Here is a 21,677-nt window from a genome sequence, read left to right as displayed (position 1 = left end):
CCAGACCATGCCGATCCGGGAGGGCGAGGGCGGCCCGATCACCCTGCTGACCGGCGGCAGCGGCTACGTCGGCGGGCGGCTGATCCCGCTGCTCGAACGGCGGGGCGGCAGGCTGCGGTGCCTGGCCCGCAGCCCGGAGGCGATGCGCACCCGTGTCGGCCCCACGACGGAGGTCGTGCGGGGGGACTTGCTGGACCGTCCGTCGCTGGACATGGCCCTGCGGGGCGTCCACACGGCCTACTACCTCGTCCACCTGATGTCCGGGTCCGGGTCGAAGGACTTCGAGCGGGAGGACCGCCGGGCGGCGTCGAACTTCGCCGACGCCGCCAGGGAGGCCGGGGTCCGACGGCTCGTCTACCTCGGCGGCCTGGGCGACGACGCCGACCCCGGCCTCTCGCCCCACCTCCGCAGTCGCCACGAGGTCGGCGACATCCTCCGGGCCTCCGGCGTCGAGACCGTCGAATTCCGGGCCTCGATGGTCGTCGGGGCCGGCAGTCTCTCCTTCCAGATGATGAAGGCGCTGACCGACCGGCTGCCGGTGATGCTCTGCCCGAGGTGGCTGACGACGCCCACCCAGCCGATCGCCGTGGACGACGTGCTGGCCTACCTCGTGGCGGCCCTGGACCTGCCGCCGGGCGGGAGCCGCACCTTCGAGGTCGGCGGCACGGACGTGGTGAGCTACGGCGACCTGATCCGGGAGTACGCACGGCAGGTGGGGCTGCGGCGGTGGCTGATCTCGGTGCCGGTCCTAACGCCGTGGCTGTCGGGCCTCTGGCTGGCCCTGGTGACGCCAACCAGCTTCGTGGTCGGGCGGCACCTGATCGAGGGGCTGAAGAACCCGACGGTCGTGCGGGATCGGGCGGCCCTGGAATCGTTTCCCATCCAACCGATGGGCGTCGGGGAAGCGATCCGGCGGTCGCTGGAGGTCGTGCCCCCCCCGGCCTGATTCCCACCTCCTCTGCGACCGACCCCCCGCTACCGCAGCCGCTTGAGCGGCTTGTTCATGGCGTCGAGGTCGTGAGCCTCCGGATCGAATTCGCCCTCCCACTCCAAATACTCCTCGTGCCGCTCGTGCTCGGGGTCTCGGATCGCCTCTGCGAACTCCAGGTAGCCCCACGGCCCGCCCAAGTCGCCCGGTGGGCCGGCCCCGCTTGCCGTCGATGCACAGCGGGTGGGCCATCCCCTGCTCCGGCGACACGATCTTCTCGACGAGCACCTCGTGCCGCCAGTTGTCGCCGAAGTCGTAGGTGTAACGGAGCTTCGTCTTCCCCTCCGAGGCGAACCAGCCGAGCTTCGCCCGCCTGGAGTGCTTCATTTCGAGGTCGGTCATATCGCTGGGATCGGAGTAATGCAAGCCGCCGACCTCGAATTCGTACAGGTGGTAGTTCTCCTAACTCATCGCCACCTGAATGACCTCGTGCAGCTTCGCCAGCGAACAGTCGGGGACCAGCCGCCGCCGCCAGATCGGCGGCCTGATGTGCTTGAACTTGACCTTCAGTTGGTAGACAATCCTCGTGGCTTACGACTTCGCCGTGACCCTCTTCGCCGTATTCCTGCCGGCCTTTGGGGTGGCCCGCCTGGGCCCTCCGACTCGCTCCACTTCGGCGACGGCCTGGTTCAGCAGGTCGGTGATCTTGCCGGTTCGAGCTACAACCTCCGGACGCAACTCCGAGGAGACAGGCCAGGCACAACACTCAGCCGCTCGTAAAACGACGGTGGAGTTCCTGGACGGTGAGTCGAACCCTGCGACAGAGCAAATGAGCCGTTGGGGCATCCACGGGGTCACTCTTTTCTTCATCATTTGCCTCAACCATGGTGGGAGGGTCGTCTTCCACCACTTCGTCGGGGATGGCTGAGAGGTCGAACTCCTCGACATCGGAGGTCTCACCCTCCGTGACGCTTCCAGACTGAGTCATCGCCGCCCTCATAGGGGACACTAACCGGGTCACCTCACTACCTTCTTGTCTAAGGGAATAATAATTGAACTTCCCAACCCGCCTCGTCTCTACCAGTCCGCCGTGACGCAGAAGCGCAAGGTGGTGGCTGACGGCGGGCTGGCTCATGCCGCCCAGGTCGGAGCAGAGTTCGCCGACGTTTCTATCTCCGCCAGATAGCATGATAAGGATCTGGAGCCGGGTCGGGTCCGAGGCCTGGCGGAACAGGGCGCTCACCCTGGTCCCATCCGGGTTTCCGAACCGAAGTACGGCCTCGGTCAGCGTGACGCCCTGGTCGGTCAAATTATAAAAATTAAACTGTCCTTCCCGACTGGGCGTGACCAGCCCTGAGACCCGCAGGAGTGCAAGATGGTGGCTGACGGCGGGCTGGCTTTGGCCAAGCAGGACCTCGCAAAGTTCCCCGACATTGTGGCTCTGGTCGGCGAGCAGGATGAGGATCTGGAGTCGGGTCGGGTCGGCCAGGATTCGGAACTGGTTGGCAACCTCCCGAACGACCTTATCGAATGAGGGGCTGGCTGCCACGGTTGCCTCTCGGACCGGCGGATCGGTATCTTCCGCTTGGTCTTCTGGCTCTTCGGGGTCGACGTCTTCCTTCTCGTCAGCCTCCAAACCCCAGAGGACGAGCTCCTCCTTTTCCGTCCGCTCAATGTCCTCCATATCGGTGAGGCCGTGATCTCTGCCAGGTTCCTCGAGCTCGGGTATGTCCGTGGCACTCGTGTCATTTAGGGCCACACGATCGCCAGCGTCATGCGAAGTAACCTGATGAGATCGCCTCAGTGCAGCTGTTAGTTCGGCGATTTCCTGGGCGGACCCCTCGGCCTCGACGACGACCCCATCGAGTAGGACGATCTTTGCCCGCATCGCTAATCTCCGCTCTTCGTGCAGTTTCAGACCTCAGATGCAATCAACGCCCCGTTGGCTTCCGCCCGCTGCCACTGGCTCCGCTGAACGATCTCCTCGCTGAGCGAGCGGTAGAGCTTGGCGAAGGGCGGCGTATACTTGACATTGAACGATCTCGGATTACGGTTCGGCTCGGTCGCCTCGGCGATGGCTGCGGCATTGGGGATCACGGTCTCGAACGGTCTCGGCAGTTGGGAGTAAGGCTCGATGCCCTTGGCCGTGGCTTCGATGACCTTGCGGTGCATCTTGTTCTGGTCACGATAGAGCGACCAAAGTGTCCCCATGCCCTTGATCTTGATACCTTGTGACTGGATACGCTCGTGCAGGTATAGCGAACCCCGGACAGAGAGCCGGTCCGGGATGGAAGGGACGATAAAGGCGTCGGCGACCATCAGGAATACTTTGACCTGGAGGGCGATACTAGGCGGGCAATCGATAATTGTAAAATCATAATTTGCCTGAAGCCATCTCTGTAAAACCTCTCTGCGATTTCGGAAGAAGGCGAGGAACTGATCGTTCGACTTATGGCCCCGACGTGCCTTCGCCATATTCGTCGAGAAGTCATCGATTCGGAACGAGCAAGGGATGGCGGAGAGCTTTGGTATCCCTCCCCCGATGTCCGACACCTTGGAAATCACGTAATGCGGGAATTGGGACGATCGAAACTCGTCATCGAGCATCGCCGCCAGCATGTCGTGGAGGGTGGACTTCTTCCGTTCGCTGTTCAGCAGACGGCTTTCACCTAACAGGAGTTCGCCGGACATGCACTGGTGATCGGCATCGATCAAGAGGGTGCGATATCCCGATTCAGCCAGGCATTCGGCGACGGCAACGGCGTTGGTGGTCTTCGCCACGCCGCCCTTGAGGTTGACGAAGAGCAGGATGGACATCGGAGGCTCCGATCATCTTCGGGTATAGCCTCCTTGCTCGGCGGAAAACGTCGGACGAGCCGTCGTCGGCTTCGAATCGATGGAACCCCGGGCCGCTTCGCGTGACCGGGGTTTCGTAGAAAACACTTTATCCAGCCTGCACCTCTTACGCAATCAACTCACGATCGATTTGTTCAGCCGAACTAATCCGTGATCTCCTCAATGCGATGACCGGCCCAGATCCTCGCCGCGCCAAAGTCCATGGTCGAAGCCGATGTCGGCAGCTGCTTCGACAACCCGCCCGAGGGGGTGGTCATGCCCCACGGTGACGGGAAGCCGTGACTCTACCGACGGGGCCGGAAGGTAGGCTACGCCCGCCGGGACGCCTTCGACCGCTAGCCCTAAAACAAGCGTACCCAACACGATGACATAGGGATGACAGCGGTCTGCGCCCTATAAAACAAGGCATGCCACGAAACTATGGAAATCGAAGAGGCGCTCACTCGAAAACGCACACGCTCGCGCAAGTGCCGTTGCCAAAACCCCTTAAATCCAAGTTGGAGGGGCGTGAGAGGGTTTTCGATACGCTTGGTTTAGGGCTAGCTGGGCCGACTGGGCGAGCAGTTCGCCGTCGAGGTCGAGCGGCGTCGGCTCGTGGAAGCCGGGCGTGATGACCTGGCGACCAGGGTCGAGCAGTTCGCCGAAACATGCGGGGACGGCGGGGGGTTCGACGTGCTGTCGTTTGAGGGGACCGACGACTTGGTGTGGTGGATCGAGGTCAAGACGACGGGGCTGGGGAAGTATTTCTCGTTCGTCATGTCGGCCAACGAGGTGCGGTGCATGGAAGCCTTCCTCGAGCGGTTCTGCCTATATCAGGCTTTCGAAATTCGCCGTGGATCTTGAGATCGCCATTGAATACGACCGTTAGACTACACAGCCTATCTAAAACCAGATGTTCTTAAAAAAAGCACCCCTATAAAATTGATGCTAATCCCGAATTCAAAGAATCGACCAAAGTGAAAACATACGGTGCTTACTGCCGCCACGGTGCAGATCCGCAATTCCAAGACCAATGCTCCCCGGGCGAATATTCCCTTGTATGTCCAAAATATTTCTCGAATGTACGAGTAGCCTCTGGACTTCGGCTTCCCTTCCGTTTGCCATGCATTTGTTTATGCGCAAGAATCCGCTTGATTAATTCGGGAGGCCAGTCGTGAGTTCCTGACGAATCGAGAACAATCAGTTCGTCCAGCGACAACTTTCTCAATTGCTGAATAATTGCACTGCTTAGGTGCATAGTTCTGTTTCAGAACTTGCTCTGCAATCTTTTTTAACTCTTGATCGTTTTCCTGCTCAATACGACTTGCGGTTCGCTCGTGCTGAGGGATAGATTTCGAGAATCCCGGACGCAAAAGTGGTCGGTGGGTAGACTGGCGGGATGAACACCACCGAACCCCGCATCGTGCGTGTCGAAGCCGTGGCCGACCTCCCTGTCCTTTGGGCCACCTTCCAACGACTGGACCTGCCGGCCACCCTGGACCGCCACTTCCCCACACCGCTCCACTGGAAGGGGCCGCTCACACCGGGCGAGGTGCTGACCGTCTGGCTCCTCTTTCTCGTCTCTCAGGGGGATCACTGCCTCAACCACGTCCAACCCTGGGTCGCCCAGCACCAGGGGACCCTCTCCGCCCTTCTGGGCAAGCCTGTCCGGCCCACCGACGCCCACGACGACCGGCTCGCCGATTGGCTCACTCGACTCGGCGTCGGCGACGCCTTCCGCGCCTTGGAGCAGGACCTGAGCCAGCAGACCGTCCGCGTCTACCAACTCCCCACCGACCTGGTCCGCATCGATGCCACGACGGCCAACTCCTACGCCGAGGTCCTCTCCGAGCAGGGACTCTTGCAGTTCGGCCACAGCAAGGACGACCCCAATCGCCCCCAACTCAAGATCGCGGCGGCCATCCTAGATCCCCTGGGCCTGCCCCTGGCCACGACCGTCGTGCCCGGCAACACGGCCGACGATCCGTTATCTATCCCGGCCATTCAAGCCGTACAACAGTCCCATTGAGCCTGGCATTGCGTGCGTTGACGCTGGTGGAGTGGGTGGTGCGCGAGAGTCTGCGGGTGGACGGTTCGAAGCATGGAAGGGAGCTATGCAGGTCAGCCGGGCCGCAAGACGGCTCGTCCCGGCGCGGAGTTTCTGCTGGGAGCGATGGAAACGATCAGCGCGAGCGTAGTGGAAGTCAACGGGCAGAGATACTCACTGCTTTCGCCGTTGACCGATGTGCAGAAACGCCTACTCGAACTCTGGGGACTACCACTAGACTTATATGAAGCGGTCGCCCGCGGATTCCCAAAACTTCCCGCAAATACGAGCGAACCGTAAGTTTGGATGATCATCCTCAAAAAGTCTTTCGGTGTCGAAAAGAAGTTATCGTTTCTTCTTGCCGACGGCCTTCAGGCGTGGCAGGAGCAACAAGTCGGCCGCTTCCTCGACATCTCCGAGCAGCGTCTCGCGCGGCGTGCCCATCTGTGCGCGCACGGTCAAACCGCGGGAAAGGTCGATGACTTGGCTCGCGCGTGCGGCGATAGGGAAGTCGGACGGGATTTCTCCCGCGCTGATCCCCTCCCGGAAACGACGTTCCACCAGCGCCACGGCGCCTGCTGCGGCGTTCTGGAGGAACTGCCGAACCTCGGCGTCGTTCACGAGCGGCGCGACGCACACGATGAGACATCCCGGGACGCACCCCTCTTCGGTCGCACTTTCGACGGCGAATCTCATGAAGCTTGCGAGCGAGTCGCGAATGGATTGCGGCGTGAGGAGTGCCTTCGCGGCGAGAGCGCCCTTCGTCTCGGCGTACGCGCGGAGGACGCGCAAGAATAGAGTCCGTTTGTCCCCGAAGACGGAATACAGGCTCGGCCGTCCCACGCCCATCCCGGCGACGAGGTCGTCGATCGTCACACCGTCGTAACCCTTCGACCGGAACACCCGAGTCGCCTTTTCCAGCGCCTCCTTCTCGTCGAAGCCGCGCGGTCGTCCACGCGGCCTAGCGTTATTTTGAATCATTTGGTTCAAAACTCCTTGACGATGCCAATCACTCCCATTATCCTACCGTGCGGTTCTAAATTCAAGGCATAAGGAGAGCATGCATGGAACATTCGATCGCGCTCGTTACCGGCACGACCTCCGGGCTCGGTTATGCGGCAGCCAGCATGCTCGCCACCAAGGGCTACCGCCAGGTCCTCGTCACCGGGCGCAGCCTGGCGCGGGTCCAGGAAACGGCCGCTCAACTCGCGGCCGAGACCAAGACGCAGGTCTTCACGCCGCTGGAGCTGGAGCTGGACACCCCGTCCAGCGTCAAGTCCGCGTTCGCCGAGTTGGTCAAGCGGGGTCGGCCGATCGATTTCCTACTGCTCAATGCCGGGATGGTCCCAGGTAAGGAGCGCGTGCTCACCGCGGAGGGCATCGAAGCGTCTCAGGGCCCGCTGATCGGCCATCATGAACTGACTGTCGGGTTGCTCAGCGCCAACCTCCTGAGCCCCAACGCGCGGATTGTTATCGCCGGCGCGGAACCTGCCCGAGGGGGCGTACCCTTTTTCAGCTACACCGACGTGCCCGCCTTCGCGGCCAAACACCATCAGGGTGACCGAACCGCCGCTGTGGAAGCCCTGATCCGCAACGGGCCGAGCGTCAAGTACGTGCCCAACAATGCGTATGCCGACGCAAAGCTCATCATCGCTTGGTGGGTCGCGGCGCTGGCGCGGCGGCTGCCCTCCGGCATGGCCGCGTACGCTGTCTCGCCCGGTGCGGCGACCGACACCAAGGTGGTTCGAAACGCTGGCCCGGCGTTGAAGTATCTGTTTATCCCAATCGTGAACCTCATTCCCGGCATGAATCAGACGCCGGAGACCGCGGCCCGTCGGTACCTCCAGGCGTCGGAGTTCGGAACCGACGTCTCGGGGCAATTCTTCGCCTCGGCTCAAGGGAAATTCACAGGCCCCATTGAGGCGATGCGCCACCCTCACCTCCACGACCGCGCCAGCCAGGAAGCCGCGTGGCAGGCCGTCGTCAAGGTCTCCGGCGTCGACTTGTCTTACTCAGCCTCAAGGGCGGTGTCCTGAAGGAGCGTCAGTCGCCGAGAACTGGTGGCGGCGACCGGAGTCAGCAGGCGATCGCAGAGCTACATGCTCGTCCATGGGGTCCTCCGGTATTTTAAAACAGATAGTTCAAAAATCCCTTGACCGCGGGCGCAACGCCCCTTATGATACTAAACAGTTCAAAATCAGCAAAGCAACCCTGACCTCAGGATAGGAACAAACATGGATCGATACCAAGGCAAAAAGGTGGTAATCATCGGCGGCACGAGCGGCATCGGGCTCGCGACGGCGAAGATGCTCGTCGATGGGGGGGCACGCGTCCTCGTGACGGGTCGCTCGCAGGCCGGCCTGGAATCGACGCAGAAAGAGCTTGGGAAGGGCGGCGTCGCGGTTTCGAGCGACGCGCGCTCGTTGACGGACATCGACGCCCTCGCCTCTCGGGTGAACGCCGAGTTCGACACCATCGACCTGCTCTTCGTCAACGCCGGCTTCAGCCTCTTCGCACCTCTCGAGAACACGACCGAGGCGACCTTCGACGAGATGTTCAACCTGAACGCCAAGGGACCGTTCTTCGCGGTACAGAAGCTCGCGCCGCTGATCAACCAGGGAGGCGCCGTTGTCCTCACGACCTCGACCGCAAACATCAAGGGGATGCCCTTGATCGCCGCATATGGGGGGGCCAAGGCCGCGCTGCGATCATTCGCTCGGACGTTCGCCGCCGAACTGCTTCCTCGGGGGATTCGCGTCAACGCGGTGTCGCCCGGCCCCACCGAGACGCCGATCATCGGCAAGGCGTTTCCCGATAAAGCAACGGCCGACCACCTCACCGGGCAGATGCGCGAAGCCAATCCGATGAAGCGCTTCGGGACGCCGGAGGAGGTCGCCAAGGCCGTCCTCTTCCTCGCGTTCGACGCGACCTTCACGACCGGCGTCGAGTTTCCGGTCGACGGGGGTTGGTCGCAACTCTGAAATGCAGGGCACTCCGCACACTTCACCCAGACGGAGGTTCCGGCGTAACAATCCTTGTGCCGGTCCTCTGTTCCATTGCGACTCACGGGCCGAAGACACTCCGATCTCGGTGCGATCGGGAGCGCGTCGATTCGCCATCCGATCAAAGGCGGTGTCGCTGCTTAACTTTCCGGGGAGACTTGCAAAATGAAGATGCGGAGAATCGTGACCGCCGAAAGCAAGGCGGGCGTCGTGGTGCAGGTGAGCGACCTGCTCGAGACGACCTCGGCCGATCTCCCGACCAATATCTGGGGGTTCGACCAGCTTCCTGACCTGCCCCTCGCAGCCGAGCAGGTGCTCGGCGAGTACAAGCAAAAGGGCTTGTTCGGTCCGAAAGGCGCCGTCCGCGTCGACGTCCAATCATTGCCCCCGGAGACGGGCAACCAGGCGCCGGATCTTGAAGCGCTTCTGGCCAAGCTCGATCTCGGGACGGGCCACAACATCACGCCCGGCAAATCGGGCGGGGGGATGCACCGCACCGACAGCATCGATCTCGTGGTCGTGATCAGCGGCGAAGGGGAACTGGCTTACCCCGACGAAGACGGCCAGTTGAAGGAAATCCACCTCGAACCTGGCGATTTCATCGTGCAGAACGGCAACTTTCACGAGTGGCGCAACCGCTCCGGCTCGCACTTCGTGGTTCTCATCGTCACGCTCGGGGCCGAACGAAAAGCGACCTGAGGAACAAGGGGCCATCAAGCAAGCACCCGACGCTGCCCCCAACCGGGAACGAAACAAAGTGCCTAAACTGAAAAATGAGAACGTTCCCGTGATGGTGTTTGATGGCGTCGTAAAGCTTCCTCCAGAAGCAAACGGTGCCGTCATTGTTGGCGGTTCGAATGCCACGGCTTACGCGGCGTATTTCTCGGCCAAAGCCGGCGTTCGCGCTGCCATACATCATGACTGCGGCATCGGTCGGGATGAGGCGGGGGTCAGAGGTCTGCCTTGGGCGGACCAGCATGGCATGGCTATGGCGGCCGTAGCGACGGACAGCGCCCGGGCCGGCGACGCCGCAGACATGCTCCACCGGGGGATCATCAGTCGCGTCAACAAACTTGCGGCCATGTGTGGCGTAGAGACCGGTCAAACCGTCGCACAAGCAGTGGAGCTATTGAAGTCTGCCCCCTGGCCCCACGCAGACGTGGAAGCACTGGTAGAGGAACGCGCCTTTGTTGACGGCATCCTCTGCATAGGCTCCATCTCATTTGCTACTCCAGAAGATGCAGGCTTGGTCGTGGCAAGCGGTAGTCATGGCGGCGTAACGGCTGCTCCATTTACGCGTTCCTTCAAGCCTCGCCTTGTTTTCTTCAACGATGCCGGCTTCGGCGTCGATCGCGCGGGCGTAGCCTGCCTTCCTCTTCTCGATTCGGATGGTATTGCCGCCGCTACGGTCGCCGCGAGTTCGGCGCGTATCGGTGATGGCGAGTCGACGCTGACACGGGGCATTATCTCGGCGGTGAATGAAACGGCATACCGACTCGGTGCCAGGGTCGGGGCGACGGCCCTTGAAGTGGCGCGCACCGTAGTGGAGAGAACATGAATAGTCCACGCGCGGAACAAGCCGAATCACAACGAGGAAGAAAACAAAATGTCTTTATTGAAAAACAAGATCGCCGTCGTCACGGGGGGCAGCAGCGGCATCGGCCTCGCGACCGCCAAGAGGTTCGTTGAAGAGGGCGCCTCTGTGTTCATCGCCGGTCGCCGCCAGGCCGAGCTCGACCAGGCCGTCGCGGAGATCGGCATGAACGTCACCGGAGTAAAGACCGACATCTCAAAGCTCGATGATCTCGACCATCTCTACGAGATCGTTGCGAAGAAGGGCAAGATTGACGTGATTTTTGCGGGTGCGGCTTTCGTCGAGAAGACGATGACCGCAGCTGCGACACCTGAGCATTTCGACAAGACCTTCAAAACCAACGCCAGCGGCACCTATTTCACCGTTCAAAAGGCGCTGCCCTACTTGAATGATGGGGCTTCCATCATCCTCGTGGCGTCCGCCGGGAAGGACAGAGGCTTTCCGGGCCGCAGCACCTACAGCGCCACCAAGGCGGCGCTCCGGTCGTTCGCCCGGACCTGGACCAACGAATTCAAGGAACGGAAGATCAGGACCAACGTGCTGAGCCCGGGCCCGGTCGACACGCCGATGTTCGACTCGCAGTTCCCGTCCAAGGAAGGCGCCGCCGAGGCCAGAAAGCAGATCACGGCGATGATACCTCTGGCGCGTCTGGGGCGCCCCGAGGAGGTCGCCTGCGCAGCCTTGTTCCTCGCCTCGGGCCTGAGCAGCTACGTCGCCGGCATCGACCTGCTCGTCGACGGAGGCCTGACGTCTGTCTAGCCGATAGGTGAGAGTACCGTGATGTTTTTGAACTTCCCCGCCTCGCGCCGCTGGAGTTGATTTGGTCCCCGACACGACGTGGGTTACCCGGACGGCCATTCCACGGTGGGCTGAGACGCCACCCGGGATCGCCCCTAAAAGAAACGGACGAAGATATGGCCCCGCGTGAAGCCGTGTTTCCCGCCAACCGACATGCTCTCTACGAGGCCCACGGCTATTCCGCCGCTGTGCGGTCGGAGAATCTTCTATTCGTGTCGGGCCAGGTCGGCGCCCGCCCAGATGGTTCGCCCGAACCCGATTTCGAAGCTCAGGTTCGCCGAGCCTTCGCCAATCTAGAAGCCGCGTTGATCGCCGGAGGGTGCGGGTTCGATGATATCGTCGATGTCACGACGTTTCATACCGACCCCGAGGAGCAGCTCGGCACGATCATGACCGTGAAGGGCGAAGTCTTCAAAAGCGCTCCTTACCCGAGCTGGACGGCGGTTGGGGTCAACTGGCTTGCGGGCTTCGACTTCGAGATCAAGGTAATCGCACGCATTCCGTCTCGTACATCAGCGTCGGTGAGCCGCAGCAACCCTCCAACGATGTGGAATATGGCATCGGTCGGGTTCTCGCAGATCAGTGTGGTGGAACCAGGCCGCCTCGCCTTCCTGTCCGGCCAGATCGCAGCAACGCCTGGCAGCGAGGACGTGCCCGAAGACGTCGCTGGCCAGGCCAAGCTCGCAACCGCCAGCCTCGCCGCTGCACTCAAGGAACTGGGGGCGTCTGCACATGACATTGTCATGCTGCGCGTCTACGTCGTGAATGCGACCCGGGAAACGTTCCAGCAGGCCATTACCCCTTTACGCGAACTGCTCGGGGACGCGATGCCCAGCATCACGACGATTGGCGTCCAGGCACTCTATACGCCGGAAATCAAGGTCGAGATTGAAATGGCGGTGCGTCTCCCCTGAAGAGGGAAATACCGGTCACGGCCATCGAACTCCGGCGGGCGTGTCAAAGGCGGAAGCGCGTGTCGGCTAAATTGCTAGCGATCCGTCAATCGAAGATCGACGGATCAGGGGCGTGAGTAGCAATGGACCGTAGCCGTTCACAAGGTGGCTTGGCTGCTTCGGTGTGGTCGATCGGAGGGTCTGATCTGCGAGCGAAATCGGGTGTGCTTCTCGCATTTCCTGATTACCCCAACACGCCGTGCCCTGATACTTCCCACGTATCAAATCCGAGAAAGAGATACAACCGTTCACGCAAACTCGAAGGCATCTGGGAGACCGCCCTCCTCGCAATCCAGGTGTCCGGCCGCCCGAACTCCACAACAAAATGGCACATGGACGGGCCATGCAGCCCCCATTCAATCCCCACAAGGGATTTCCATAACTCTCCTAAAACTATTGAGTTACACCTATATCCATTACAAAACAAATACGAATCCATTACGACAAACTCAGACCGGGAGCCTAGAGGTCGCGGGTTCAAATCCCGCCGCCCCGATTCGACGAAAAGCTTTACAAGACATAGAGATGCGACGAAATCAATGTTGTCAATTTGTTATTTGACCATATGACCTTATATTCTATCCGAAAAATCATCCGCCGATTCGCACGGATTCCCATCGAATGGGATGGGTTCCAGGGGTGGTCACGCGGTGATAGAATCCGGTCGTCGGAGGTCATCACGGAGGGGAACCCAATGCCCGAGACGGTCGCGCTGTCCGAATCCGCCCCGGCCCTGCTCCGCCGCCTCGTCCTCACGGACGATCACGTCGAGGTCACGGCCGACACCCGGCCGCCCTACCGTGAGCTGGCCGCGGCCGGGATCATGTATCCGGTGTCGGGGATGACGCGCGGGCCGGAGGCGAACTTCCGCTTTACCGACGAGGGCTGGGCGCGCCGCCACGAGATCCTTGCTCCTCAGTCGGATTGTCCTGAGCAGACTCCTCGCCGCCCCGCCGATCGGGAGGTCGGTCTCCGGGGCGAGTTCCACCGCCGCCTCGTGAGTACTGGCTCGCTATTCCATGTCCTCGTAGGCGATGGGGGCGTCGATTCGCGTGCGGGGCCGCGCCTCCCGCCAGGCCTGCGGGGTGGGGGGCGGCAGGTGCGGCATCTGCTCGGGATTCAGGACGCCGGAATCGACGTTGATCCTCCCGTCCGGCGTGACGCCGCCCGCGTCCCGCTCGTACGGGTTGAAGGCGCTCGCCGCGAGCCCTCGCCTGACGTAGGACTCCGCGATCTCCCTCCATTCGCGGGCGGACGACACGGCGTGCAACGCCGGATCGGCGGGCACGGCGGCGAGCCCGCGCCCGGAAGGCGACGGGCCGATTATGCCGGGAGATGAGGTTCAGTCGGGCGGATCCGCGCTCATGGGACGAGCATACAACGCCCAATGGGCCGGCGCAATCATAGAGACGGTGCTTGGCCATAGGCTCGCGCGGAGATGCGAAAGACGGACGGTGCCGAACTTTTCCGGTATTCGGGACGATTTTCACCGATTATAACTGATCCAATTAACATCGAGCCCCACCAGCTAGTAATCTCGCTGCGGTACGATCCGTCAAGGATCGAGACTCTGGAAAAGAAGGTTGAAGCGCTGGTGGGGAGCATCAAAGACGGCCTTCTCCACATCAGAGAACTCGTGGACCACTACAATTCCTATTGCAAGTAGAATGCCCTTGCAAGGATTCGGGAACGGCAGCAGGAAGTCGCAAAACACAAGTTTTTAAATCGGGGATGACGGCGTGGGAATCAAAGCACTCGTCTTCATTTGCGCCCTTGGCCTGGGGATTGGCTGTGACCGTTCGAACAATGTGGGTCCTAGTCCCGTAAGCCCCTCGACGCCGGGCAATACCCATCAGCAAGAGGGAGAGTTCGCCTCGAAGGACGCATTCTCCTACGCGGGGAGGGCACAAGACTTTCTGGTTGAGGGCAAATACGACCAAGCCTTGCAGCAATATGATCGGGCCCTTGAGCTTAGACCTGACGAGTCAACGTTCCGGAATTCTCGCGGTTTCACATGGCACATGAAAGGAATCCAAGACAACGATCGCCCTGCTTGTGAAGACAGAGCACTGGCTGACTACGCTGAAGCAATACGGCTTGCTCCGAATCGTGCCTCGGCTATCAACAATCGGGCGTGGCTTTACGCAACTTCCAAAGTTGATCGGTGTAGAAATGGGAAGCTCGCAGTCGAGGAGGCCACCAAGGCGTGTGAACTCACCGGCTGGAATAATCCCGGTTACGTCGACACGCTCTCGTGCGCATATGCCGAGATCGGAGATTTCGAGCAGGCCATCCGATGGCAAAGGAAGGCGCTCGAAGACCCAACCTACCGGCAAGATGAGGGTGATAATGCGAATGTCAAACTTACATTGTATGGCGACAAGAAACCATTCTGGGAATGAGCAGGACTGCGATCGATTAAAATATTAGCTATCATTATTAAGATATGTTCATTATTAAAAGTTTCGGCCTGATTCAGGACTGAATGGCACTCGCCATAGGCTCCGCCGAAAAGGGGCCTCTAGCAGGTGATTCGGAGATAACGTTTGATGAACGTCATTTTGATCATGCCGACGCAATTCACCGCTGTCTTCTCGTAGCGTGAGACGATCCGGCGACATTCCTTCCGCCAGCCGATCAGGCGCCACGACGTTGCGTCGACGGTGCGCCTTTGTCGAATTCCACCGGCCGCCGAACGATCTTCGTTCTCCTTCGATGGGACTACCAACTTGATCTCCAGATCGATCAGGTACTTGTCGATCCAATCGGCCCGGTATCCCTAGTCCCCAGACGCCGCCACCGGCAAGGCGACCGGCTCACCCTCGCCGTTGCGGATTTGCTCGTCGGCACCCACCAACACTGGATTGAAAGGATCGCATGTCCCCAAGACGGGATTTGAATGGAAGGTCTGCGGGCGGCCGGGCGCGATACCCGATTGTGATGGTAGGAATCGCTGATTTCGGTTATGGTCGCCCGCGGCGCGACCGAACTGGCAAGGTGGCCACGTCCTGCATCACGGCCGGAGGACTTCGGCGAACTCGTGGTTGTGGGCGAACGGTTTGAGGATTGTGCCGCGATGGTGCTTGGCAATCGCGGTATCACGTATTCCATGGATGGGATCGCTCCCTCGGATAGAGAATATTCATGCCGCTCAAGCTGATCCCCCTCGGCGCCGTTACTTCTGGCTCGGCCGGGAGTTCGGGCTCTCGATCCCCCCGGTCCGTCCTCCGCGAGGGCGTACTGATCGGCTTGTTGGCCTTGACTCTCAACCTCATCGGCAACGGCCGGATCAGCCTTTGGGATCGGGACGAACCGCGATATGCGGAAGCCACCCGAGAGATGCGGCAAAGCGGCGACTGGGTCCATCCCACGTTCAACGCCGAACCGCGCTACCATAAACCCGTTCTGATTTACTGGCTGATGCTCGCCGGGACGGCCATCGGCGGCGACAACCCGTTCGGAGCGCGTCTCGTGTCGGCCCTGATGGGTACGTGCACGGTTCTCCTGACGTGGTGGTGGGGGCAGCGTATCCTGGGTGATCGGGTTGGGCGCCTTGCGGCCCTCGTGCTGACGACCATGCCACTCATGGTGGCCGAATCGAAGTTGGCGACGACGGATGCGACCTTGACCTTCTTCGTCGTCGGCTGTCAGGTCGCGCTGTGGGAGCTCTGGCAAAGGCCTTCCCGCGGAGCCTGCGCGGCGTTTTGGTCGCTCCTGGGACTCGCGGTTTTGACCAAGTCGCCGGCGGGCCCGGTGTTGCTCGTCGCCTCGGTCATGACCGGCTGGCTCTGCGGCGGACCAAGCCCGCTCACCTACCTTTCTCGGCTCCGATGGCGGTGGGGCCCCTTGTTGTTCGCGGCGATCGTGGTGCCGTGGAACGTCGCCATCCTGTTGCGTTCGCAGGGCGAATATTTCAATGTCGCAATAGGCTTTCACATCATCAAGAGAGCCACTCACGGGCTGGAGGAACACGGCGGGTTCCCCGGCTATTACGTCGTGCTGGGGATGGCGACCCTCTTTCCATGGTCGGCGCTCTTGCCCACGGCGCTCGTGTCGGCCTGGTCGAGCCGGAAGGCGACCCCCCTCGTGGGCTTCTTGCTCGGTTGGGTGGTGGGGCCGCTCGTCCTCCTGGAGTGCGTGCGGACGAAGTTGATCCACTACTATTTGCCGGCCGTGCCGGCGATCGCGCTACTGATCGCGTGGGTGCTCGTGCGATCGAGCGAGTCGCGAGTCGGTTTACCCTCGTGGCGGCTGGGCCGGGTTGCTTGCGCGACGCTCGCAACGGTCGGCTTCGCCTTGACGGCGGGTCTGGTCGGGTTTGCTCTCAAGGTCCTCCCGCCCCCCATGCAAGTCCCTGCGTTGGTCCTGACCGGCGTGATCGGGGTGGCGACGGTTTTCAGCCTTCGCGAGCTGTCGGCCGGCCGGATCGAACGCGCGACTCGAGGAGCGATGATCTTCTCGGCGCTCTCGCTCGCCATCTTCGCCGGCTGGCTTCTCCCCTCGGGCGAGCCGTATCGCACGTCGGCCGTCGTCGGCCGTCGTCTCGCCGCACTCGAGGCTTCGTCAGGGGCTCAACCGTTACTTAGCTCCTTCAAACCGCCCGGGGCCGTCTTCGCGCTTGGCCATCCTGCCCCTACGGTCCGGACCTGGGCCGACCTCCGGGAGAGGGTCGATGGCTCCAACGCGGTCCTCATCCCCCTGATGCCGCACGAACTCTCGCAACTTCGACGTGACCCCCAGTTCGTCGCCGAGATTCAAGAGACCGTAAGCGGGTTCAACGCCGAAAAGGTCCAGTCGGAGACCTTGTACCTCACCATCGTCCGCTCGAACCCATCTCAGGTTGCGACTCGACGTATTCCGCAGACGAAGTAGGTCGACGGAAGCCGTCGCACAACGACGTGAATCCCGAGGCCAGCGGACCGGTCGGGGGCGTGGTGCGGGCGCGTCCTCGATTCCCTCCACCCCGATCACGGGGCACCTGCGTGGCGGTCGCAGGCCCAATTATCCGCCGATTGGCTGACGCGTTCTGTGGCTCTCCTGAAGCGATCGGAGCCATATAATTCGGCGAAATGGGCGAGGAAGGCTGCAACGGCGTTGAGTTCATTCGCAGTGAACACTTTCCTCCGGCTATAGTCCAGCATCGAAGAGGCGATGCCTTCGGGTTTGACATCCGCAGCTTCCGAATCCTCCAGGGAGCCGAGCATGAACGCGGGGAGCCAATAACGGAAGGCGGGCCCGGTGAAGAAGGAGAGCGCGGCAGAGTGGTGACGCAGGTCTTGGATCCCGTGACCTCGCCAGGTCGTCCCTCGAAAATATTCGACGATGCCCTCGTCCTGATGGGTTGCGGAGATCTCGAGGAAGGCGTCACCCGGCGCGGGAGTCTCCGCGAAGGCCGCCTCGATTCGATCTCGAATCTCTGCGATTGTCATGATTCTTGACCTCCGTGGGTGTGCCGCATAGAAGCCAGGACCGAATACCCAGGATCATCCGCGGGGTTTCATCGGTTCAAGCTCGAATCGTGCGACAGGAAAGCATCGCGGGGCCAGCCATGAACATGACCATCGCTCGACAGTCCGAACAGACGAGCATGCCTGCCATCCGGTCGATGTTCCTCGACTACGCAGATTCGATGGGTCTCGACCTCGAATTCCAGGGATTCTCCGAGGAACTCGCCTCGCTCCCCGGCAAGTACGCCCCTCCCTCCGGTTGCATCCTGCTGGCGACGGTCGAAGCCGAACCGGCGGGTTGCGTCGCGTTGAGGGCGTTGGGCGACGGTGTGTGCGAGATGAAACGGCTGTTCGTCGATCCGAGATTCCGGGGGCTCAAGCTGGGCCGGAAGCTCGCGGGGCGAGTCATTGAGGAGGCACGGACCCTCGGATATGACCGGGGATGCGGCTCGACACCATCGCCTCGAGGATCGGGGACGCGGTCGCCCTCAATCGGGCGCTGGGCTTCCGCGAAATCCCTCCCTACTGCGACAGCCCGTTCCCCGACGCAGCATTCATGGAATTGGATTTACGTTGAATGATCATCAACCAATAGATTCCGCCGGCGCAGCACCTCGCGAAGGACGGAACGATCGCCGCGCATGGCGCGGGCTTCGTCATCGGCCCGAGGGCGCGTCTCGCCGTTTGAGCATTCCTCGTTTTGCGACACAACCTATCGAACGGGTCGCTTGAGCAGCGGTTGGAGAACCTTCTCGAACTCTTTCGCCTGCCGATAGAAGCCAAGGTCCGTCGGGTGTGAAGAGTCGACGGCTCCTTCATTGTCGTCGCCGAGCAACTGGTCACCGGATAGATAAAGCAGGTTCTTGTCTCCCGCCGCGATCAGGGCATCGAAGGCTTTCTTGAGGGCGGCATGGTTGCCGACGTTGCGTTCGGCATGTTGGATTTGGATCCAGGAATCGGTGTAGCGGCGATCCTCCACGAGGAGGATCGGGACGGTGGGGTGGGCCGCGCGGAGTTGGGCGACGAGTGGTCCGGTCCGCTCGGCCGTTTCCTGGCCGACGAGATTCGGACAGCAGTCGATCACGAACACCGCCGGTTTCAATTCCACCAGGAACCGTCCGACCTCGGGCTCCATCTTGCCGTTGCCCGAAAAGCCCAGGTTGATCACAGGTCGACCGAACCAGCGTCCGAGGAGCGCGGTATGCGTCATCCCGGGACGGCTCGCGCTCGCGCCGTGGGTGATGGACGTGCCATAGAACACGATCGGCTTCGCCAGGTCGGCAGGATAATCAGGGGCGTCGGCGATCGATTCGTTCGAGGGGACGCCGACTTCCAAGGACTCGACGATGTTGTAGAGCGGCAGATACAGGAGATACTCGCGGTGACCTGGAACTAAGCCCGTCGCGAGGATGAGCTCATTGGTTTTCGCGGCCGGCTTACCGCAGGCGACCCATCGCCAGGTTCCTGCCGGATCCCTGGCATACAGGTCGACACCGCTCACACCCGTGGCGGACATGTGGGGTCGGGCGAGTTCGCTCTTCGCGAGAGTCCAGCGGGCATGAATGGTCGTCGCCGAGGTCGTGAAGCGGACGCACAAACCGGCCGAGTCTCGGCTTAGATTCCAGACCTCGTCGCGGACGACCCCCTTGGCCCGAGAGGGGAGTCGATCGTAGGGGGCGAGCGTGTCCGTCCAGCCCCGGCCTTCGACTCCTAACTGTCGGACGTCATACCAGCGAACTCCGTCCTTCTCGGTGGACTTCAGGTCGTCCGCCTTGAGGGAGGCCGTCGTCAAGAAGGGTAGCAAAAGCCAAGCAGATAGGACTCGTTGAACGTGGCCGGACATTCGCTTCTCGTTTCTTGTCTATGGGACAGACCCCAGCGACCGCCTGATCGGGGAGAGTGAATTCTCAGTCGAAGAGGAGCCCGACCTAAAACGGATCGACCCCCGTCGAGCCCGTTCCGAGCCGTTGGTTTGCTGAGGATCGTGACGGAATCGCACGGTTTCCGATGCACCGAAGGTGTCCGAGAACACCGGAGGGCGAGGGTCATTACAACGCGCCCATCTCGGACATGCAAATGGGTGACTTCGATCCGTCGAGCGACGGCCGACAACCCTGACCGGAGCTTGAATCGTGCGCGACTCGCTGACCGCACAACTTATGACGCCATCGACACCTGAGGCATTGTCAACGAACCTCGCGGCACGTGGCAGGTCCTCCCTGCGGGTCATGTCTCGAACGACATCAAGGACGTTCCTATCCCTTCACGTCGTCACGACTTCCTGCGAGAACAGGTCGTCGGATGTGGGCTTTTTCCAAACCCTCGAAAAAACTCTGTCACGCCCCGCGCAATTCACCGGTTGAGGACAGATTGATGAATTCCCCGGGCCGAGCCCTTCGGTCCGGTTGGGAATTGCACCCGGGGCACGTGCTCGCGACGTCTCGGGCTCATGGAATTGCGCTTGCGACCCCCTCTCCTCTTGAAGTCGTCAGCCCCGGACCTCGGCCGTTCTCGATTCGACGATTTTCCACTGAAGGAGTCCTTCATGCGACGACGTCGCGGCTTTACCCTGATCGAACTGCTCGTCGTGATCGCCATCATCGCGGTCCTCATCGCCCTGCTCCTGCCCGCGGTCCAGGCCGCGCGCGAAGCCGCCCGACGTGCCCAGTGCGTCAACAATCTCAAGCAGCTCGGGATCGGGATGCATAACTACATCAGCTCGGTGGGCACGCTCCCGCAGGGGATGAACGGGGACGCCTGGGGGACCTGGTGCAACGCGATCCTCCCGTTCATCGAACAGCAACCGCTGTTCAACGCCTGGAATTCTTATGGGAACAACATGGGCCGGCCCGGCGATGTCGACAGCCCCTTGCGCTACAGCGGCGAGTGCAATATCACGGTCACTTCGAGCCGCGTGAGCGCGTTCTACTGCCCGTCGGACTCGAACAACAGGGTCACCTCGGGCATCAACGTCAACTTGAACGGCGTGCCGACGCCGATCACTTCGCAGAACTACGTGGTCAACTTCGGCAACACCGACATGGAGCAGATGACCCTCAACGGGGCCACGTTCCTGATGGCCCCGTTCACCGACATCGGCTCGCCGCTGGTCGACATCGCGGGGGCAAACTACCAGCAGCGTCAGGCTGACGGCACGGCCATGACCACCTACCCGGTCAGCTCGATCAGCGACGGGCTCAGCAACACCATGATGGTCTCGGAGGCCGTGGTGGGCGTCCCGGGGAACGGGGCGCTCGACCTCCGCGGGTTCACCTGGCTTGGCCCTTGTGCGCTCTTCACGGCGTACCTCGCGCCCAACAGCACCTCGCCGGACGTCACGTTCCCGGGCCTGTGCAACTACCCCTACGCCCAGAATCCCCCCTGCACCACCGCCGACCTCATCTGGTACCTGGCGGCCCGGAGCCGGCATTCGGGAGGCGTGAACGTCGGCATGTGCGACGGGAGCGTGAAATTCATGAAGAACTCGATTAACCTCGTGACGTGGAGCGCACTCAGCACGTCCCAGGGAAATGAGGTGATCAGCGCCGATGCGTACTGACATCCCTGGCGTATCCCGAACGGCTTCGCTCCGACGGTTTCTCGGAATCGTCCCCGCGCTCGCCCTGGTCGGTTGCGGAGGGGGGGAGGAGGACAAACTCCCCCGGGAGGCCGTCTGGGGAAAGGTCTCGTATGACGGGATCCCCCTCGCGAAAGGGGCCATCCAGCTCCGGTCGGCACCGAACGGCGGGGGGACACCCATCGTGATCGGGGGCCTGATCCGAGACGGAGAGTACTCGATCGCTCGGGCCGAAGGGCCCGTGCCGGGGACCTACCAAGTCTCGATCACCGAGGAAACCGAATCGAAACTGAAACCCGGCGAGGCGCCCGGGCCGTTCCTGAAGCCCAAGGCGTCGCGGCTCCCGACGATCTACAACATGCGCTCGACACTCAAGGCCGAGGTCAAGGCCGGCCAGGCCGAGTCCATCGACTTCGACCTCAAGAAGGCCGAGGAACCGGCGCCCGGCTCTTCGAAGTCCAGATTCCGTCACCGATGAGGAACAGGAACCGAGCCC

General features: G+C 61.7%; 21 protein-coding genes and 3 pseudogenes. 15 read left to right on the top strand and 9 right to left on the bottom strand.

Annotation, left to right across the window (positions count from 1 at the left end; translation table 11 throughout):
* Positions 1 to 7 precede the first annotated feature (7 nt).
* A complete protein-coding gene (locus tag ACYOEI_RS24110; protein ID WP_462852183.1) occupies positions 8 to 946 on the top strand; it encodes an NAD(P)H-binding protein in 939 nt (312 codons plus the stop codon).
* Positions 947 to 975: 29 nt separating this feature from the next.
* Here ACYOEI_RS24110 and ACYOEI_RS24105 read toward each other — a convergent pair.
* The 4 genes and pseudogenes from ACYOEI_RS24105 to ACYOEI_RS24090 all read right to left on the bottom strand — a co-directional run.
* Positions 976 to 1,149 (bottom strand): annotated as a pseudogene (locus tag ACYOEI_RS24105) (IS1096 element passenger TnpR family protein); the annotation flags it as partial.
* 25 nt (positions 1,150 to 1,174) lie between these two features.
* A pseudogene (locus ACYOEI_RS24100) lies at positions 1,175 to 1,498 on the bottom strand (plasmid pRiA4b ORF-3 family protein); the annotation flags it as partial.
* Between the two features lie 196 nt (positions 1,499 to 1,694).
* The gene (locus ACYOEI_RS24095) at positions 1,695 to 2,816 is read right to left on the bottom strand and encodes an ArsR/SmtB family transcription factor (protein ID WP_462852182.1); all 1,122 of its coding nucleotides are present in this window, start codon (positions 2,814 to 2,816) and stop codon (positions 1,695 to 1,697) included.
* Positions 2,817 to 2,842: 26 nt separating this feature from the next.
* Complete coding sequence (locus ACYOEI_RS24090; protein ID WP_462852181.1) at positions 2,843 to 3,745, bottom strand: ParA family protein; 903 nt, start codon at positions 3,743 to 3,745, stop codon at positions 2,843 to 2,845.
* Between the two features lie 633 nt (positions 3,746 to 4,378).
* Here ACYOEI_RS24090 and ACYOEI_RS24085 point away from each other — a divergent pair.
* The gene (locus tag ACYOEI_RS24085) at positions 4,379 to 4,627 is read left to right on the top strand and encodes a protein NO VEIN domain-containing protein (RefSeq protein ID WP_462852180.1); all 249 of its coding nucleotides are present in this window, start codon (positions 4,379 to 4,381) and stop codon (positions 4,625 to 4,627) included.
* A 535-nt stretch (positions 4,628 to 5,162) separates the two neighbouring features.
* Complete coding sequence (locus tag ACYOEI_RS24080; RefSeq protein WP_462852179.1) at positions 5,163 to 5,792, top strand: hypothetical protein; 630 nt, start codon at positions 5,163 to 5,165, stop codon at positions 5,790 to 5,792.
* Between the two features lie 363 nt (positions 5,793 to 6,155).
* On the opposite strand, the gene ACYOEI_RS24075 is transcribed toward ACYOEI_RS24080, so the two are convergent.
* Positions 6,156 to 6,791 (bottom strand): TetR/AcrR family transcriptional regulator, encoded by a 636-nt coding sequence (locus ACYOEI_RS24075; RefSeq protein WP_462852178.1) that lies wholly within the window; start codon positions 6,789 to 6,791, stop codon positions 6,156 to 6,158.
* 83 nt (positions 6,792 to 6,874) lie between these two features.
* On the opposite strand from ACYOEI_RS24075, the gene ACYOEI_RS24070 reads away from it, so the two are divergent.
* The 7 genes and pseudogenes from ACYOEI_RS24070 to ACYOEI_RS24040 all read left to right on the top strand — a co-directional run bounded on the left by ACYOEI_RS24070 (position 6,875) and on the right by ACYOEI_RS24040 (position 12,118).
* Positions 6,875 to 7,846, top strand: coding sequence for an SDR family NAD(P)-dependent oxidoreductase (locus tag ACYOEI_RS24070; protein WP_462852177.1), 972 nt, complete (start codon positions 6,875 to 6,877; stop codon positions 7,844 to 7,846).
* 198 nt (positions 7,847 to 8,044) lie between these two features.
* Positions 8,045 to 8,791 (top strand): SDR family oxidoreductase, encoded by a 747-nt coding sequence (locus ACYOEI_RS24065; RefSeq protein ID WP_462852176.1) that lies wholly within the window; start codon positions 8,045 to 8,047, stop codon positions 8,789 to 8,791.
* 204 nt (positions 8,792 to 8,995) lie between these two features.
* On the top strand, positions 8,996 to 9,511 hold the full coding sequence (locus tag ACYOEI_RS24060) for a cupin domain-containing protein (RefSeq protein ID WP_462852175.1): 516 nt from the start codon (positions 8,996 to 8,998) through the stop codon (positions 9,509 to 9,511).
* Between the two features lie 58 nt (positions 9,512 to 9,569).
* Positions 9,570 to 10,370 (top strand): hypothetical protein, encoded by an 801-nt coding sequence (locus ACYOEI_RS24055; protein ID WP_462852174.1) that lies wholly within the window; start codon positions 9,570 to 9,572, stop codon positions 10,368 to 10,370.
* A 48-nt stretch (positions 10,371 to 10,418) separates the two neighbouring features.
* Positions 10,419 to 11,165, top strand: coding sequence for an SDR family NAD(P)-dependent oxidoreductase (locus ACYOEI_RS24050; protein ID WP_462852173.1), 747 nt, complete (start codon positions 10,419 to 10,421; stop codon positions 11,163 to 11,165).
* Between the two features lie 155 nt (positions 11,166 to 11,320).
* Positions 11,321 to 11,707 (top strand): annotated as a pseudogene (locus ACYOEI_RS24045) (RidA family protein); the annotation flags it as partial.
* Between the two features lie 42 nt (positions 11,708 to 11,749).
* Positions 11,750 to 12,118: a Rid family hydrolase gene (locus ACYOEI_RS24040; protein ID WP_462852324.1), complete on the top strand. Its 369-nt coding sequence runs from the start codon at positions 11,750 to 11,752 to the stop codon at positions 12,116 to 12,118.
* 682 nt (positions 12,119 to 12,800) lie between these two features.
* Here ACYOEI_RS24040 and ACYOEI_RS24035 read toward each other — a convergent pair.
* Positions 12,801 to 13,145, bottom strand: coding sequence for a hypothetical protein (locus ACYOEI_RS24035; RefSeq protein ID WP_462852172.1), 345 nt, complete (start codon positions 13,143 to 13,145; stop codon positions 12,801 to 12,803).
* A 24-nt stretch (positions 13,146 to 13,169) separates the two neighbouring features.
* Positions 13,170 to 13,427 carry a hypothetical protein gene (locus ACYOEI_RS24030; protein ID WP_462852171.1) on the bottom strand — a complete coding sequence of 86 codons (258 nt, stop codon included), beginning with the start codon at positions 13,425 to 13,427 and terminating at the stop codon, positions 13,170 to 13,172.
* 469 nt (positions 13,428 to 13,896) lie between these two features.
* Between ACYOEI_RS24030 and ACYOEI_RS24025 the strand changes: the two genes are divergently transcribed.
* Both ACYOEI_RS24025 and ACYOEI_RS24020 read left to right on the top strand, forming a co-directional pair.
* The gene (locus tag ACYOEI_RS24025) at positions 13,897 to 14,559 is read left to right on the top strand and encodes a tetratricopeptide repeat protein (RefSeq protein ID WP_462852170.1); all 663 of its coding nucleotides are present in this window, start codon (positions 13,897 to 13,899) and stop codon (positions 14,557 to 14,559) included.
* Positions 14,560 to 15,301: 742 nt separating this feature from the next.
* Positions 15,302 to 17,029: an ArnT family glycosyltransferase gene (locus tag ACYOEI_RS24020; RefSeq protein ID WP_462852169.1), complete on the top strand. Its 1,728-nt coding sequence runs from the start codon at positions 15,302 to 15,304 to the stop codon at positions 17,027 to 17,029.
* A 95-nt stretch (positions 17,030 to 17,124) separates the two neighbouring features.
* Here ACYOEI_RS24020 and ACYOEI_RS24015 read toward each other — a convergent pair whose 3' ends face one another.
* Positions 17,125 to 17,586, bottom strand: a complete 462-nt coding sequence (locus ACYOEI_RS24015; RefSeq protein WP_462852168.1) for a DUF6714 family protein — start codon at positions 17,584 to 17,586, stop codon at positions 17,125 to 17,127.
* Positions 17,587 to 17,705: 119 nt separating this feature from the next.
* Here ACYOEI_RS24015 and ACYOEI_RS24010 point away from each other — a divergent pair, with 119 nt between their 5' ends.
* Positions 17,706 to 18,185: a GNAT family N-acetyltransferase gene (locus ACYOEI_RS24010; RefSeq protein ID WP_462852167.1), complete on the top strand. Its 480-nt coding sequence runs from the start codon at positions 17,706 to 17,708 to the stop codon at positions 18,183 to 18,185.
* Positions 18,186 to 18,316: 131 nt separating this feature from the next.
* On the opposite strand, the gene ACYOEI_RS24005 is transcribed toward ACYOEI_RS24010, so the two are convergent.
* The gene (locus ACYOEI_RS24005; RefSeq protein WP_462852166.1) at positions 18,317 to 19,447 is read right to left on the bottom strand and encodes an SGNH/GDSL hydrolase family protein; all 1,131 of its coding nucleotides are present in this window, start codon (positions 19,445 to 19,447) and stop codon (positions 18,317 to 18,319) included.
* 702 nt (positions 19,448 to 20,149) lie between these two features.
* On the opposite strand from ACYOEI_RS24005, the gene ACYOEI_RS24000 reads away from it, so the two are divergent.
* Complete coding sequence (locus ACYOEI_RS24000; protein ID WP_462852165.1) at positions 20,150 to 21,163, top strand: DUF1559 family PulG-like putative transporter; 1,014 nt, start codon at positions 20,150 to 20,152, stop codon at positions 21,161 to 21,163.
* Positions 21,153 to 21,659, top strand: coding sequence for a hypothetical protein (locus ACYOEI_RS23995; protein WP_462852164.1), 507 nt, complete (start codon positions 21,153 to 21,155; stop codon positions 21,657 to 21,659). The genes ACYOEI_RS24000 and ACYOEI_RS23995 overlap by 11 nt, the downstream gene beginning before the upstream one ends.
* Positions 21,660 to 21,677 lie beyond the last annotated feature (18 nt).

It is taken from the genome of Singulisphaera rosea (assembly GCF_054877945.1).
The sequence above is the reverse complement of the archived record's forward strand: the minus strand, read 5'-3'. Positions and strand labels throughout refer to the sequence as shown.

Excerpts from the sequence above, each read along its gene's own strand:
- ACYOEI_RS24110 (WP_462852183.1), top strand. The coding sequence starts at position 8 with ATGCCGATCCGGGAGGGCGAGGGCGGCCCGATCACCCTGCTGACCGGC.
- ACYOEI_RS24075 (WP_462852178.1), bottom strand. The coding sequence starts at position 6,791 with ATGATTCAAAATAACGCTAGGCCGCGTGGACGACCGCGCGGCTTCGAC.
- ACYOEI_RS24095 (WP_462852182.1), bottom strand. The coding sequence starts at position 2,816 with ATGCGGGCAAAGATCGTCCTACTCGATGGGGTCGTCGTCGAGGCCGAG.
- ACYOEI_RS24020 (WP_462852169.1), top strand. The coding sequence starts at position 15,302 with ATGCCGCTCAAGCTGATCCCCCTCGGCGCCGTTACTTCTGGCTCGGCC.
- ACYOEI_RS24015 (WP_462852168.1), bottom strand. The coding sequence starts at position 17,586 with ATGACAATCGCAGAGATTCGAGATCGAATCGAGGCGGCCTTCGCGGAG.
- ACYOEI_RS24070 (WP_462852177.1), top strand. The coding sequence starts at position 6,875 with ATGGAACATTCGATCGCGCTCGTTACCGGCACGACCTCCGGGCTCGGT.
- ACYOEI_RS24010 (WP_462852167.1), top strand. The coding sequence starts at position 17,706 with ATGAACATGACCATCGCTCGACAGTCCGAACAGACGAGCATGCCTGCC.
- ACYOEI_RS24065 (WP_462852176.1), top strand. The coding sequence starts at position 8,045 with ATGGATCGATACCAAGGCAAAAAGGTGGTAATCATCGGCGGCACGAGC.
- ACYOEI_RS24000 (WP_462852165.1), top strand. The coding sequence starts at position 20,150 with ATGCGACGACGTCGCGGCTTTACCCTGATCGAACTGCTCGTCGTGATC.
- ACYOEI_RS24050 (WP_462852173.1), top strand. The coding sequence starts at position 10,419 with ATGTCTTTATTGAAAAACAAGATCGCCGTCGTCACGGGGGGCAGCAGC.
- ACYOEI_RS23995 (WP_462852164.1), top strand. The coding sequence starts at position 21,153 with ATGCGTACTGACATCCCTGGCGTATCCCGAACGGCTTCGCTCCGACGG.
- ACYOEI_RS24005 (WP_462852166.1), bottom strand. The coding sequence starts at position 19,447 with ATGTCCGGCCACGTTCAACGAGTCCTATCTGCTTGGCTTTTGCTACCC.
- ACYOEI_RS24090 (WP_462852181.1), bottom strand. The coding sequence starts at position 3,745 with ATGTCCATCCTGCTCTTCGTCAACCTCAAGGGCGGCGTGGCGAAGACC.
- ACYOEI_RS24080 (WP_462852179.1), top strand. The coding sequence starts at position 5,163 with ATGAACACCACCGAACCCCGCATCGTGCGTGTCGAAGCCGTGGCCGAC.
- ACYOEI_RS24040 (WP_462852324.1), top strand. The coding sequence starts at position 11,750 with ATGTGGAATATGGCATCGGTCGGGTTCTCGCAGATCAGTGTGGTGGAA.